The following is a 13,300-nucleotide window of genomic DNA, read 5'->3' as shown; positions in this document are numbered from 1 at the left end:
TGTGCAGGCTGCCGTCCCGGTGCACCGCCAGCAATCCATGATCCTGGTGCCGAAGGCGACGCCCGGCGTGCGCATCGTGCGCGACATGCTCACCTACGGCTATGACGATGCGCCGGTCGGCCATCCCGAGATCGTCTACGAGAACGTCCGTGTGCCCGCGGAGAACATCCTGCTCGGCGAGGGCCGCGGCTTCGAGATCGCGCAAGGTCGCCTCGGCCCCGGCCGTATCCACCATTGCATGCGGCTGATCGGCTGCGCCCAGCGCGCGCTCGAATTGATGTGCCAGCGCGCGGTCTCCCGCACAGCCTTCGGCAAGCCGCTCGCAGACCAAGGCTCGGTGCGCGAGGACATCGCGCACTCCTTCTGCGAGATCGCACAGGCGCGGCTCTTGACGCTGCAAGCCGCCGACAGGATGGACCGCGAAGGCAACAAGATAGCGCGTGACCTGATCGCGGCCGCCAAGATCGTGGTGCCCAGCATGGCCGCCCGCGTCATCGATCGCGCCATCCAGATCCACGGCGCCGCCGGCGTCTCGCAGGACACTTTCCTGGCGCGTGCCTACGTTTACGCCCGCTTCATCCGCATCGGCGACGGACCGGATCAAGTGCATCTTGCGGCGTTAGGTAAGGAGGTGATCAAGCGCGGCGGCGTGATGACGGGTAGGGTGTCAGTCTCTTGGTAGAGCTTCCGAACGGCCGGCAGGCGCGTTCAAACGGGGTTCGACGAAGGATGTAGGGCTCGCTGGGGAACCGCTTGCCGCGTGGGACGTTAGGGATCGTTCGGCGGGCCCACAGGGGGGCGGTCGACCTTCCATTTCGAGACTGGCGGAACTCGCGTCCGGCCGCCGCCTCCACGCCGAGGGCACCCCATGTCGAACGTCGAAGAATTTCCGCTCTCCGCTCGGCACGGGCCCACGGAGTTCGAGGCGCTGGTTGCGGCCGGCCACGCCGCGCTCGATGCCATTCCCGGAGCGGTCTATCTCTGTGACGCGGAGGGACTGCTTGTCGCCTACAACGCTGAAGCCGTGGAGTTGTGGGGGCGAACACCTGATATTCCGAAGAAGGAGCGCTTCTGCGGTTCGCATCAGCTCTACCTGTTCGATGGAACTCCGCTTGCCCATTCCGACTGTCCCATGGCCACGGCGGTTCGTGTGGGAACGCCGACGCGCAATGCCGAAGTCATCATGGCGCGGCCGGATGGATCTCGCTTCTCGGCCCTGGTCAACATCCGCGCTTTGCGCGACCATTCTGGCCGGATCCAAGGCGCCATCAATTGCTTCCAGGACATCACCGGACGCAAGCAGGTCGAGGAAGAAGTCCGCCGGACCACTCAGGATCTGGAGGATTTCTTCGACAACGGCGCGGTGGGCCTTCATATCGTCAGCGGCGAAGGAATTATCCTTCGCGCTAATAAAGCCGAATTGGATCTGCTTGGGTACGGGCCCGAGGAGTACATCGGCCGCCATGTTGCGGAGTTTCATGCCGACGCTCCGGTGATCGGCGATATCCTCCAGCGCCTTTCGTGTGGCGAGCCGCTCCATCGCTATCCTGCCCGGCTGCGCGCCCGCGACGGCACGGTCAAGCACGTCCTGATTACCTCGAACAGCCGCATGGTGGACGGCAAGTTCGTCAACACGCGCTGCTTCACAACCGACGTCACTGAACTGCATGTTGCTGAAGAGGCACGGCGAGCCAGCGAAGCCCGGCTGGCGGCAACCTATGAGGCCGCCAGCGTCGGCATCTCCGAGACCGACGAGAACGGCCGCTTCTTGCGGGTGAATGATTCCCTCTGCCGCATCACGGGACGCTCGCGCGGCGATCTGCTCGGAATGACTTTCTTTGACTACACCGATCCCGACGACCAGGCGGAGGATGCCGAACTGTACGCGCGGCAGGTCCGCGGCGAAATCGAGAACTACACGGTTCGCAAGCGCGCATTGCGGCCCGACGGGTCCGTGCGCCATCTCGATATTTTCAGTTCGTCGGTGCGGGATACGGCAGGTCGCTTCCTTTATGGCGTACGTGTCGCGCAGGATGTCACCGCTACCAAGCAACTGGAGGACCGCCTGCGCGATGGCGAGCAGCGCATGCGCGATCTCCTGGAGGCACTGCCGGCAGCCATCTACACGACGGACGCCGAGGGTCGCATCAATTTCTACAATCGAGCCGCGGTCGAGATGGCGGGAAGAACTCCTCAACCTGGCGACGAGTGGTGTGTGACCTGGAAGCTCTATTGGCCCGATGGCACGCCGTTGCCACACAATGAATGCCCGATGGCCGTCGCGCTACGCGAAAACCGGCCGGTCCGCGGTGCCGAAGCGGTGGCCGAGCGCCCGGACGGCAGACGCGTACCGTTCATTCCTTATCCAACGCCGCTGCGCGACGCGGCGGGGAATCTGGTCGGCGCCATCAACATGCTTGTCGACATCAGCGAGCGCAAGCGCGCCGAGAACGCCCAAAAGATCCTCATCGACGAACTGAACCACCGCGTGAAAAACACGCTCGCCACGGTGCAGTCCCTTGCGAACCAGACGGCTCGCCATGCTGCCGACTTGCAGGAATTTTTGCCGACCTTCATGGGACGGCTGCTTGCGCTCGCGCGCGCGCACGACCTGCTCACCAGGCGAAACTGGCAGGATGCCCCTTTCGAAAGGCTGGTCCACGATATCGTCGCTCCAGTGTCGGGCGGACGTGTCGCGACAGGCGGGCCTCACGTCGATCTGGACGCGCGCACCGCGCTGAGCATCACCATGGTGCTCAACGAGCTTCTGACCAACGCCGCGAAATACGGCGCCCTCTCGGTGCCGGAGGGGGCCGTGTCCCTCACCTGGCGGGTTGGCACCGGCGAGCGGCCGCAAGGCGTTGTCGAGTGCGAATGGCGCGAACGCGGGGGACCATTGGTCACTCCGCCCAAGCGCCGGGGATTCGGCACGCGGCTGATGGAGCGTTGCGTCGAGCATGACCTCGCCGGAGAGTTCGATCTGGTGTTCGAACCGGAGGGCACCCGCTGCCGCATGGTGTTTCCCATTATGCTTGCAGCGTCCAATGGTTGAGCTGTCCGGCGCCAGGGCGCTCCTGGTCGAAGATGAGGGTCTGGTGGCCCTCATGCTCGAAGACATGCTCGAGGAACTGGGGCTGAAAGTGGTCGCCTCGGCCGCTCACTTGCCAAAGGCATGCGAACTTGCCACCACCGCATCGTTCGATGTGGCGCTCCTCGACGTCAACCTTGCGGGGCAGTTCGTTTTCCCGGTCGCCCACATCCTGCGCGCACGGAAAATTCCCTTCCTGTTCAGCACGGGGTACGGCGGACCGCCGCTGGAGGAAGAGTTCAGGAATACGCCGGCAATCGGCAAGCCGTTCTCGATCGACCAATTGGAGGAGAAACTGCGTACGCTCTTGCCGCGCCCGTAAATGCTCGCTCAGATAGCAGGCGGGCCGCGAGGAGTGGCCAGTCCGGGCCGGTGCACACCGCCATTATATGTCTCTCTCGATGCTCTCGCCGAGGCGAATGCCGGCCTCGGTACTTATAGGCCCTCCTGTCCGGCGCCGTCAGCGCGATCGGACGTCGCTCGATCCTCCGGAACCTGGGTCGTGAACCAGCTTAGGAACGTCCTTGGACTCTCGCGATTGTCGCTGGCGAGTTGGCGCGCTGCCCAGCGCGAGTGCTGGAGATTGTCCGCGTGCAGGAGAGCAATCATCCGACAAAACGTTCGGCACCCCCGGACAATGAACTGTTGCGCCTCGTATTCGAGAGCGCGACGGACTTTGCTATCTTCACAACAGACCCGAACGGCATAACCACCAGCTGGAACCCGGGCGCCGAGCGGTTACTCGGGTACAAGACCGACGAGATTCTAGGAAAATCGGCGGATGCGATTTTTCCCACCGAGGAGGGTGGTTTTGAGGCGGCAGCCGAAGAACGACGTAGCGCGCTAGCTCAGGGCCGCGCCGAGGACGAACGCTGGCAGATGCGCAAGGACGGCACGCGGCTCTGGGCGTCGGGCCTGCTGATGCCGCTGGCGGACCGGGACGCGGGTTTCGTGAAGATGCTGCGCGATCGCACCAGCCAGCACCGTGCTGCGGAGCAGCTCGCGCAAAGCGAGGAGCTGTTCCGCGTTCTCGCCACCAATATACCCCAGCTGGTTTTCCGCTCGAAAGGTGATGGTGAGCGCATCTGGGCCAGTCCGCAATGGACCATCTTCAGCGGTCTGAGCTTCGCTGCCAGCATCGGCCTTGGTTGGCTCGACGCGATCCATCCGGATGATCGCAAAGAAACCCAGGCGGCCTGGCTGGAAGCGCGCGCCAAGGGCGAGTATTACGTCGAGCACCGTGTCAGGCGTTCCGCCGACGGAGAGTTCAGGTGGCATCAGACCCGCGCGGTACCGATGAAAGTCAGTTCGGATGCAGACGCTGTCGATTGGGTTGGCACGATGACGGACATCCACGAACTGCGTATGCTTCAAGATCGGCAGAAGGTTCTCTTGGCCGAACTGCAGCACCGCAGGCGCAACCTGCTCGGTGTCGTCCAATCACTTGCCCGGCAGACGATCAGATCGAGCCCGTCTCTGGACGACTTTGCGGACGATTTTGAAAGCAGGTTGGGCGCCCTCTCCAGGGCCCAAGGTTTGCTCGCGCAAAGCGACAATAGGCCGATCGAACTGGGTGATCTGGTTAGGGCCGAATTGGAGGCGCACGCCAGTGCCGACGCGGGGAAGGTGATGACCGAGGGGCCGGCGGCGCCGTTGCCGGCGATCTCGGCGCAATCGATGGCGCTCGCGCTGCATGAACTCGCCACGAATGCGGTAAAGTACGGCGCCCTCGGCCAACCCTCAGGCCGGCTGATGGTGCGGTGGGAGGTCAAGAACGATCGATCCAGGCGGCAAGCGATCGTGGTATGGCGCGAAAGCGGGGTTGCAATGCCTGAGGGCGGGCCGGCGAGAAAAGGCTACGGAAGCGAATTGATCGAGAGAGCACTTCCTTATCAGCTCGGTGCCAAAACGAAGCTTCGGTTCGAACCTGACGGCGTTCATTGCGAAATCGCCGTGCCGCTAGCGAGCGAGGAGAAGCGTGATGACTGAGTCGCAATCACTCCGAGGCCGGCGGCTCCTCGTCGTCGAAGACGAGTACATGATTGCCGCCGACCTCGCGCGTGCGCTGGAAGACCGTGGCGCTCACGTCATTGGGCCGGCCGGTTCGGTCGAGGACGCCCTGAATCTGGTTACCGCCGAACAGCAGATCGATGGCGCCGTGCTCGACATCAATCTTCGCGGCGAACGCTCCTATCCGGTTGCCGACGCACTTCGGACGCGCGGGGTGCGGTTCGTGTTCACCACCGGTTATGACGCTTGGGCGATTCCGGATGCTTACGCAGCCGTGCCACGTGTCGAAAAGCCAGTTAATATCAAGGCGCTCAGCGGGCTGTTCTCGATCGATCAATCGGACGAGAAACCTCAGACGCTCTAGCCAAGCCCGTAGCAGGGCAGGGCCGCGGGACGGCGGCTATGTCGATTATCCCGCTTCCGGACCGTACTCCGACAAGAAGAGTGCGGCCCTACCGACTTCAGCCCTCCGGCACGCCTGCGATCCGCATTCCCTGAGAGATGTGTTCCCGGCCTGCAAGATAGGTCGGATTATCGCTTGCCGCATTCACGCGATAGCGCGTAGCAGACTTGCCAAGGCGAGGATTGCAAGTCCGATCAAACGGAGCGGGGTGATGGAGTAGGGGCGACCTCTTCTTCCTTCGACAGGAGGGCACCGCCTGCACAGCAGCGTATCTGCATTGATCGCTACTGCGGAAACGACGGTCGATGAGAAAGAAAACGAGGTCAGGCGGGCGAGTGGAACCATCAATGTGATTGGTGAGCGCCGCGAGACTCATGTGGCCGCGCAATCTCGCAGCGGCGCTTCTTGTCACGCTGTTGACGCAATGTCCGTCTTAGACGGCGACAACTAAAAACATCGTTAGGAACCATTCTGGTTCCTGCAATGGTTCCGCAGCCGGGGTTGGCTCGTCTCAAAAGATTGGCAAGTTCCTGAACGCTTCGCGTTCGCTTGATCATGTTTTGCGGCATCGGAACTGGTCGATCGAAAATCACAGGAGATATAATGCTGTTCCGATCCAGCGCCGCGATTTGCGGCGCCGTGGTTGCGCTTGCCGTTTCCGTTACTGTTGCTCGATGTGAAGCTGCTGGAGTTCACTCAAGCGCTGTTGTCAACGCCGCTTCCGGGGAAGCGATCGTCGGCGCGGCGTCCACGTACAATCCGTTCAAGCCGGGTAAAGAGGAGGGCGGCCCGAAGACAGCCTCCGGCGAGCGCTATGATCCCTCGGTCTGGTCGGCTGCCATCAAGACGAATTTGCGCAAGAAATTTGGTGGGGTCCAATTTGGCGCGAAGCCGAAATACGCCCTCGTGGAGGCCGTTGGCAAGAAGGTCATCGTCAAGATAAATGACGTGGGACCGCTAAGGCCTGGCCGCATCATCGACTTCAACGAGCGTACGATGCGCCATTTCGATCCGAGCCTGGAGCGCGGGGTCATTCCTGACGTAAAAGTTCGGCCGCTTGCCGGCGGCGATTGGACCGCCGGACCTGTTGGCTGAACCGTCGAACTAGGGGGCGCGCAGCGTGGCCCTTCCAGAGCAGTCAAAACGCCTCGATGGCTCTTCAGGCGACGACAGCAGGATAATCGTTTCCATGCTCGGCGCGGCCTGCGGGTCGCGTCGGCGCTAGCCGCGTCGTCTTCGCGCTTCGTGATGGCGTAGCGCGTCGACGATCACCTTGAACGCCGCCGAGTTCTGCCGCGAGGTTGGATAGTAGATATAATAGCCATCGAACTTCGGCGACCAATCGTCGAGCACGATGACGAGTTCACCCGACCTGACCCGCTGCGTCACCATGTCTTCGGGGACATAGGCGATGCCGAAGCCCTTCACGGCGGCTTCGATCATTGCGCGCGAGTCGTTGAAGGTCACTTGCCCCTCGACGCGTACCCGCAACTCAGGACCGTTCTTGGCGAATTCCCATACATAATGGCCCCCGGCCGCCTCGCGCCGTTTGATGCAGATGTGATGCAAGAGATCTTGCGGATGCTTTGGTTTGGGATGCTCTCTCAGATATCCGGGCGAGGCGACCGCGACGAGCCGCCAATCCGGGCCGATGCGCACCGCGATCATGTCTTTCTCGACGCTTTCCCCGAGGCGAATGCCTGCATCGAAACCGTCTTCGACGATGTTGCGGAAGGCCGTGTCGAGGCTGAACTCGACCTTGAGGTCGGGGTATTTTTTCAGGACCGGCGACAGCTTTGGCCAGACGACCGTTTCCAGCGCATGGTCCGAGAGCGTAATCCGGACGGTGCCCGACGGCTTGTCGCGCAGGGACATTAGCACCGCGATATCGCGCTCGATCTCCTCGATGCGGGGCGCGACTGATTGCTGAAGCCGCTCGCCCGCTTCGGTCAGGCCGACGCTCCGGGTCGTGCGCGTGAGGAGCCGCAGGCCCATCTGCGATTCCAGCCGCTTGATAGTATGGCTGAGCGTCGACTGCACGACGCCCAGTTTCGCGGCGGCCTTCGTAAAGCTGCGCTCGCGGGCGACGGCTACGAAAGCCAGCAGATCGTTAAAATCCCGGCTTGCCATGGCTTCCACTATTCATGGCCGAGATCGATCAGTGCAAGCAAATTATACCGGCTAATCGAACGCCGCCTCCGGCCCTATGTGTCGCCATGAACAGCGCCAGCTTGGGCGCTTCTCGACACATGGATACCCGATGGAACTCACGACCAATCAACAAGCCTCGCAGCCAATGGCCGCGTGGAGTGCAGTTTTCGCGCTGTCGCTTTGCGCCTCGACGCTCGTCGCGTCCGAGTTCATGCCTGTCAGTCTGCTCACGCCGATCGCCAGCGGCCTTCGCCTGACTGAAGGACAGGCAGGACAGGCAATTTCCGTTTCCGGACTATTTGCCGTTCTCGCCAGTCTGTTCATTTCAGCGGCGACGTCTGGTTTCGATCGTCGCCCGCTCTTGCTGTGGCTGACCGGCCTGATGCTGGTATCTGGCGTTATCGTAGCGTTCGCTCCTAATTATCCTGTCTTCATGGCCGGACGGGCGCTTGTCGGGATCACGATTGGCGGCTTCTGGTCGCTGTCCGCCGCGACGATGATCCGCCTGGTCCCGACCACCGATGTACCGCGCGCTCTTGCGGTTCTGAATGGCGGCAATGCGCTGGCGACCACGATTGCCGCGCCGCTCGGCAGCTTTCTCGGTCAGTACATCGGCTGGCGCGGCGCGTTCTTCTGTGTCGTTCCCGTCGCCGCGCTGACCTTTCTCTGGCTGTTCCTCACGCTGCCCACGATGCCGAGCCAGGAGCGGGCCAGCGCGGCGGCAGCGTTCAAGGTCTTGCGCCGCCCGCAAGTGCCTCACGGCATGCTCGCAGCAGCGCTGTTCTTCCTCGGACAGTTCGCACTCTTCACGTATTTGCGGCCGTTCCTCGAAACGGTGACGCGCGTCGATGTCACGACGATCTCGGCGCTCCTTCTTCTCATGGGGGTTGCGGGTCTCATCGGCACGTCGATCATCGGGTTCGTCATCCGCGAACGCCTCTACGCGTCCCTCATTGTCATGCCCTTCGCGATGGCTTTGATAGCCGTCGCAGTGACGGCATTCGGCGCCTCACCGATTGCAATTGCCCCGCTGATGTTCCTGTGGGGCTTCATCGGGACGGCGGCGCCCGTGGGCTGGTGGACATGGGTCAGCAAGGCGTTGCCCGATGATGCGGAAGCAGGCGGCGGCCTGATGGTGGCGGTGGTGCAACTGGCCATCACCACCGGAGCGGCCGGCGGCGGCGTTCTCTTCGACTACAGCGGCTATCAAAGCACCTTTCTGTTCAGCGCCGTCATTCTCGCTTTCTCGTCTTGCGTCATTTTGGTCGGAGCCCTTCGGCGCAAGGCGAGAGCCGACGCGCGATGCGCTGCTTGCGTGTCGTAGAGCCCCGCATTGTGACGCAGCCGCACCGACGGCGTTTGAAACGAGCGCCCGGCTGGAGCATTGGCGCAAGCAGGAAAGACGACATCAAGGAGGTATCAGATGCAAATAAGACAAGCGGGTTCCCAGCCTTCAGCCCAAGGCCCGGCGGAGTATTTCACCGGCACGGTCCGTGTTGATCCCTTGTTTCAGGCCGCTGAGCCTTCGCGGGTATCCGGCGCTCACGTCACCTTTGAGCCCGGCGCGCGGACCGCGTGGCACACGCATCGATTTGGCCAAACGCTCATTGTCACCTCCGGTCTTGGACGTGTGCAGCGTTGGGGCGGCCCGATCGAGAACATCCGTCCAGGTGACGTGGTGTCGTTCGAGCCAGGCGAAAAACACTGGCACGGCGCGTCGGCGAACACAGCCATGAGCCATATCGCCATTCAAGAGGCGCTCGACGGCAGCCCGGTCACGTGGATGGAAAAGGTAAGCGACGAACAGTACGGCGACCACGCCGGAAAAGGAGCATAACAATGACATACAGCCGGGCAAGGTGTTCGATCTCACGCTGCCGATCGACCAGGTCGCAGAAGGCTACAAGGCGATGGACCAGCGCCGCGCGATCAAGACGCTGCTGACGGTGTGAGGTGGGGCTTGTTAAGGCTAGGACGGCGCCATCGCCATGGTGACATCATGCCGGTGTTTTGCCCGACGAGTCAAATATCATTTCGTAAAATGCGAAAACCTTCGGGCCTTGAGCCAAGCCATTGATATCGCTGTCCCCGGCTACTGTGCATGGGGTTGTTTTCGCGCTTTTGGTGGAGCGACCCCACCGCCGGCTCCGCTGGCGGTGGACGTCCTGTCATCCCGCCTTGGCGATGCGGCCGTCCGCCGCGCCTGACCGCAGGTTCTCGAAGAACTTTTCCACCTCCCGTGACAGCGTGTCCGCCGTCGCGGTCAGGCTGCTCGCCGCCGTCAGCACCGAGGATGCCGCCGTGTCGGTCTCGCCGATGGCGTCGCGGAGCGAGGTGATGTTGGCGACGAGGGTCTCGTTGCCTTGGGCGGCCGATTGCGCGTTGGACGAGATCTCGCGCGTGGCGGCGTCCTGCTGGCCGATCGCGCCGGCGATCGCCGAGGTGACGTCGTTGATCTCGCGCACCGCGCCGCCGATCTCGCGGACGGCGTCGACCGCGTTGCGGGTGGAGGTCTGGATCATCGAGACGTTCTCGCTGATGTCGGCGGTCGCCTTCGCGGTCTGGCCGGCGAGTGCCTTCACTTCGTGCGCAACGACGGCAAAGCCGCGGCCGGCGTCCCCGGCGCGCGCGGCCTCGATGGTGGCGTTGAGTGCGAGCAGATTGGTCTGCTCGGCGATCGCCTGGATCAGGCTGAGCACGCCGTCGATGCGTTGCGTGGCAGCCGCCAGGCTCTCGATCTCGGCGATCGATTTCTCGGTGCGCTGGCCGGTCTGCTCGACCGCGCTGGCCGATTGCCGCACCTGCCGGCCGATCTCGACCACCGACGCCGACAGCTCCTCGGCCGCGCCCGCCACCGCCGTGACGTTGTGGGAGGCCTGCTCGGTAGCGTTAGCCGCCGTGCCGGCCCGGCTGCTCGCGTCCGCCGTGACGCGGGTGATGGTCTGCGCCGTCTCGCGCATGACCGAGGCATTGTCGCTGAGGCCGCGCATGATCGCGCCGATCGCCTCGCGAAACGTGTCGACGGATTGTTCGATGTGGCGGGTGCGCTCCTCGCGCGCGGCGGAGTCCTGCGAGACCTGCGAGGCGAGGTTGCGGTTTCGCCCCATCGCGTCCTGGAAGATCTGGATGGCGCGCGCCAGCGCACCGATTTCGTCGGCGCGGTCGCTGTGCGGCACCACGACGTTCTCGGCGCCGTCGGCAACTTGCTTGATGGTCGCGGTGATGGCGGAGAGGGGACGTGCGATCGAGCGGGCGATGATGACGATGCCGATCACGACGAGGGCGAGCGCCACGCCGCCGAGGCAGGTCAGGACGAAGGAGAGGGTGCGGTTGGTCTCGGTCTCGTGCGCGATCTGCCTGCCGCGCTCGGCATAGACCTTGGACAGCGCCTCGAGATCCTTGTTCAGCGCCGAGCGCACGGCGCGGTTGGCGTCGTTGTCGCCCCATTCGCGTCCCGCGGCCGCATTGATCTCGACGCCGCGGCGCACCAGCTCCTTGCGGAAATCGACGAACTGCTCGATGCGCTTCTTGAAGGTGGCGAACTGCTCGGCATCGTCAGCCCTAACGATGGTCTCCCAGCGCTTCACGACGCTCAGGATCTGTTCGTTGAACTTGAGCAGGCCCTCGCCGTACTTCTTCACAACGGCGGGTTCGGTCGACATGTAGACGCCGCGCGATTCCATCACGACCGCATAGACCAGCGAGTTGACCCGCTCGACGTTCAGCGCGGCGGCGTTCGCGGTCTCGATCGCGGTGGTCAGCTCGGCAGCGCGGCGGCTGTTGTAGTCGGACAGCATCGCGATCGCCGCCGTGAGCAGCGCGAACAGCGCGAAGATGGCGTAAAGCCTGGAGGCAAGCGTGAAGCGGCCGGCGAGACCGGCGGCATTCCCAGATTGGTCGATGGTCATGATGTCCCAAGGCCCGGAATGGCCTGAAGCGGCCGGTGAGCACGGTCGTACGAATTTGATGCAAAACTATGCAGAACGAAGATGGATGCAGTGTTAACGCCACGCTTGGCCCCTTCGCCCTTGGCCGAAAGAAAGGTAAGATATTTCAGCGCCTTGATCTGAAGGTACAGTTTCAGGATCGCCCTGGACTCGGTCATCGGCCGACGAACCCCGGAGAGACCATTGGTCTACCGCCACACCATCGACGCCACGACCTTTACGTTCCCGGATTTGCGCGACCTCCTCGCCAAGGCGGCCCCGCCGCGTTCCGGCGACCGGCTGGCCGGGATCGCCGCCGCCAGCGCCGAACAGATGATCGCAGCGCGGATGGCGCTGGCCGACGTCCCGCTCGGGCAGTTCTTGCAGGAAACCGTCATCCCTTATGAGACCGACGAGGTCACCCGCCTCATCATCGACAGCCATGACACAAAAGCCTTTGCGCCGGTGGCTTCGCTGACGGTCGGCGCGTTCCGCGACTGGCTGCTGTCGGATGCCGCGACGCCCGAAATCATGCGCAAGCTGGCAGCCGGCATCACGCCGGAGATGGCGGCTGCGGTCTCGAAGCTGATGCGCAACCAGGATCTGATCCTGGCGGCACGGAAATGCGAGATCACCACCGCGTTCCGCAACACCATCGGCCTGAAGGGCCGGATGAGCACCCGGCTTCAGCCCAACCATCCCTTTGACGACGCCAGGGGCATCACCGCCTCCATCCTCGACGGCATCCTGCTCGGCGCCGGCGATGCCTGCATCGGCATCAACCCGGCGAGCGACGACCCCGCCGGGATCGGCCAATTGCTGCGGCTGCTCGACGAGATCATCGCGCGGCTGGAGATCCCGACCCAAGGCTGCGTGCTGACCCATGTCACCACGACGCTGTCGCTGATCGGGCAGGGGGTGCCGGTCGACCTCGTCTTCCAGTCGGTCGCCGGCACCGAGGCCGCCAACCGCAGTTTTGGCGTCGACCTCGCGCTTCTGAAGGAGGCGCACGAGGCCGGCCTGTCGCAGAGGCGCGGTACGGTTGGCCAGAACGTGATGTATTTCGAGACCGGGCAGGGCTCGGCGCTATCGGCCAATGCCCATCACGACGTCGACCAGCAGACCTGCGAGGCGCGCGCCTATGCGGTTGCTCGCGCCTTTGCTCCGCTTCTGGTCAACAGCGTGGTTGGCTTCATCGGCCCCGAATATCTCTACGATGGCAAGGAAATCATCCGGGCCGGGCTGGAGGATCACTTTTGCGGCAAGCTGCTCGGCCTGCCGCTTGGGATCGACATCTGCTACACCAATCATGCCGAGGCGGACCAGGACGACATGGACAATCTGCTGACGCTGCTCGCTGCCGCCGGCGTCACCTTCATCATGGGCGTCCCCGGCGCCGATGACGTCATGCTCAACTATCAGTCCACGTCTTTTCACGACGCGCTCTATGTCCGAGACGTCTTCTCCTTGCGCCGCGCGCCGGAGTTCGACGACTGGCTGGTGCGGTCCGGCATTGCGGGCCCCGATTTCCGTCTTGTCGGCGATGCAGGCCTGCTGCCCGATTTTGCCTCACGGCTGATCGCTTGACGCGGCGGAAGCACCCGGCGGCCTGAGGAAACCATTGGCGTCTCCGGGAATTATGCTCATGCCACAATATTGAGAAATTCCGGCGGCAGCATTACGCTATGTGTCTGTCTGGCAATTTCCGCAGCTAAGTCGAGC

The 13,300-nt window shown here is 63.3% G+C and carries 10 protein-coding genes and 2 pseudogenes; 10 read left to right on the top strand and 2 right to left on the bottom strand.

Going from position 1 to position 13,300, the window contains the following annotated elements:
- Positions 1-22: 22 nt before the first annotated feature.
- The 6 genes and pseudogenes from IVA88_RS07210 to IVA88_RS07185 form a co-directional block, all read left to right on the top strand.
- Positions 23-682, top strand: a pseudogene (locus IVA88_RS07210) (acyl-CoA dehydrogenase family protein); the annotation flags it as partial.
- 186 nt (positions 683-868) lie between these two features.
- Complete coding sequence (locus IVA88_RS07205; protein ID WP_247496586.1) at positions 869-3,052, top strand: PAS domain S-box protein; 2,184 nt, start codon at positions 869-871, stop codon at positions 3,050-3,052.
- Positions 3,045-3,410, top strand: coding sequence for a response regulator (locus IVA88_RS07200; protein ID WP_247496585.1), 366 nt, complete (start codon positions 3,045-3,047; stop codon positions 3,408-3,410). Before IVA88_RS07205 ends, IVA88_RS07200 begins: the two co-directional genes overlap by 8 nt.
- A 269-nt stretch (positions 3,411-3,679) precedes the next feature.
- Positions 3,680-5,077 carry a PAS domain S-box protein gene (locus IVA88_RS07195; RefSeq protein WP_247496583.1) on the top strand — a complete coding sequence of 466 codons (1,398 nt, stop codon included), beginning with the start codon at positions 3,680-3,682 and terminating at the stop codon, positions 5,075-5,077.
- Positions 5,070-5,462 carry a response regulator gene (locus IVA88_RS07190; protein ID WP_247496582.1) on the top strand — a complete coding sequence of 131 codons (393 nt, stop codon included), beginning with the start codon at positions 5,070-5,072 and terminating at the stop codon, positions 5,460-5,462. Before IVA88_RS07195 ends, IVA88_RS07190 begins: the two co-directional genes overlap by 8 nt.
- Positions 5,463-6,104: 642 nt before the next feature.
- Positions 6,105-6,596, top strand: a complete 492-nt coding sequence (locus tag IVA88_RS07185) for a septal ring lytic transglycosylase RlpA family protein (RefSeq protein ID WP_247496581.1) — start codon at positions 6,105-6,107, stop codon at positions 6,594-6,596.
- Positions 6,597-6,722: 126 nt separating this feature from the next.
- On the opposite strand, the gene IVA88_RS07180 is transcribed toward IVA88_RS07185, so the two are convergent.
- On the bottom strand, positions 6,723-7,631 hold the full coding sequence (locus tag IVA88_RS07180) for a LysR family transcriptional regulator (protein WP_247496580.1): 909 nt from the start codon (positions 7,629-7,631) through the stop codon (positions 6,723-6,725).
- Between the two features lie 130 nt (positions 7,632-7,761).
- Between IVA88_RS07180 and IVA88_RS07175 the strand changes: the two genes are divergently transcribed.
- From IVA88_RS07175 to IVA88_RS07165, 3 genes and pseudogenes are all read left to right on the top strand, one after another.
- Positions 7,762-8,976, top strand: a complete 1,215-nt coding sequence (locus tag IVA88_RS07175; RefSeq protein ID WP_247496579.1) for an MFS transporter — start codon at positions 7,762-7,764, stop codon at positions 8,974-8,976.
- Between the two features lie 99 nt (positions 8,977-9,075).
- Positions 9,076-9,489: a cupin domain-containing protein gene (locus tag IVA88_RS07170; protein ID WP_247496578.1), complete on the top strand. Its 414-nt coding sequence runs from the start codon at positions 9,076-9,078 to the stop codon at positions 9,487-9,489.
- Between the two features lie 7 nt (positions 9,490-9,496).
- Positions 9,497-9,604, top strand: a pseudogene (locus IVA88_RS07165) (IMP dehydrogenase); the annotation flags it as partial.
- A 216-nt stretch (positions 9,605-9,820) separates the two neighbouring features.
- On the opposite strand, the gene IVA88_RS07160 reads toward IVA88_RS07165, so the two are convergent.
- Entirely contained in the window at positions 9,821-11,560 is a 1,740-nt protein-coding gene (locus IVA88_RS07160) for a HAMP domain-containing methyl-accepting chemotaxis protein (protein ID WP_247496577.1), read from the bottom strand.
- 222 nt (positions 11,561-11,782) lie between these two features.
- On the opposite strand from IVA88_RS07160, the gene IVA88_RS07155 reads away from it, so the two are divergent.
- Entirely contained in the window at positions 11,783-13,165 is a 1,383-nt protein-coding gene (locus tag IVA88_RS07155) for an ethanolamine ammonia-lyase subunit EutB (protein WP_247496576.1), read from the top strand.
- The last annotated feature ends 135 nt before the right edge of the window (positions 13,166-13,300 follow it).

It is taken from the genome of Bradyrhizobium sp. 149 (assembly GCF_023073915.1).
Lineage (GTDB): Bacteria > Pseudomonadota > Alphaproteobacteria > Rhizobiales > Xanthobacteraceae > Bradyrhizobium.
This window is presented reverse-complemented; position numbering and strand designations above follow the sequence as displayed.

Bases quoted from the DNA above. Each gene is read 5' to 3' on its own strand.
- IVA88_RS07205 (WP_247496586.1), top strand. From the start codon at position 869: ATGTCGAACGTCGAAGAATTTCCGCTCTCCGCTCGGCACGGGCCCACG.
- IVA88_RS07200 (WP_247496585.1), top strand. From the start codon at position 3,045: ATGGTTGAGCTGTCCGGCGCCAGGGCGCTCCTGGTCGAAGATGAGGGT.
- IVA88_RS07190 (WP_247496582.1), top strand. From the start codon at position 5,070: ATGACTGAGTCGCAATCACTCCGAGGCCGGCGGCTCCTCGTCGTCGAA.
- IVA88_RS07185 (WP_247496581.1), top strand. From the start codon at position 6,105: ATGCTGTTCCGATCCAGCGCCGCGATTTGCGGCGCCGTGGTTGCGCTT.
- IVA88_RS07180 (WP_247496580.1), bottom strand. From the start codon at position 7,631: ATGGCAAGCCGGGATTTTAACGATCTGCTGGCTTTCGTAGCCGTCGCC.
- IVA88_RS07175 (WP_247496579.1), top strand. From the start codon at position 7,762: ATGGAACTCACGACCAATCAACAAGCCTCGCAGCCAATGGCCGCGTGG.
- IVA88_RS07170 (WP_247496578.1), top strand. From the start codon at position 9,076: ATGCAAATAAGACAAGCGGGTTCCCAGCCTTCAGCCCAAGGCCCGGCG.
- IVA88_RS07160 (WP_247496577.1), bottom strand. From the start codon at position 11,560: ATGACCATCGACCAATCTGGGAATGCCGCCGGTCTCGCCGGCCGCTTC.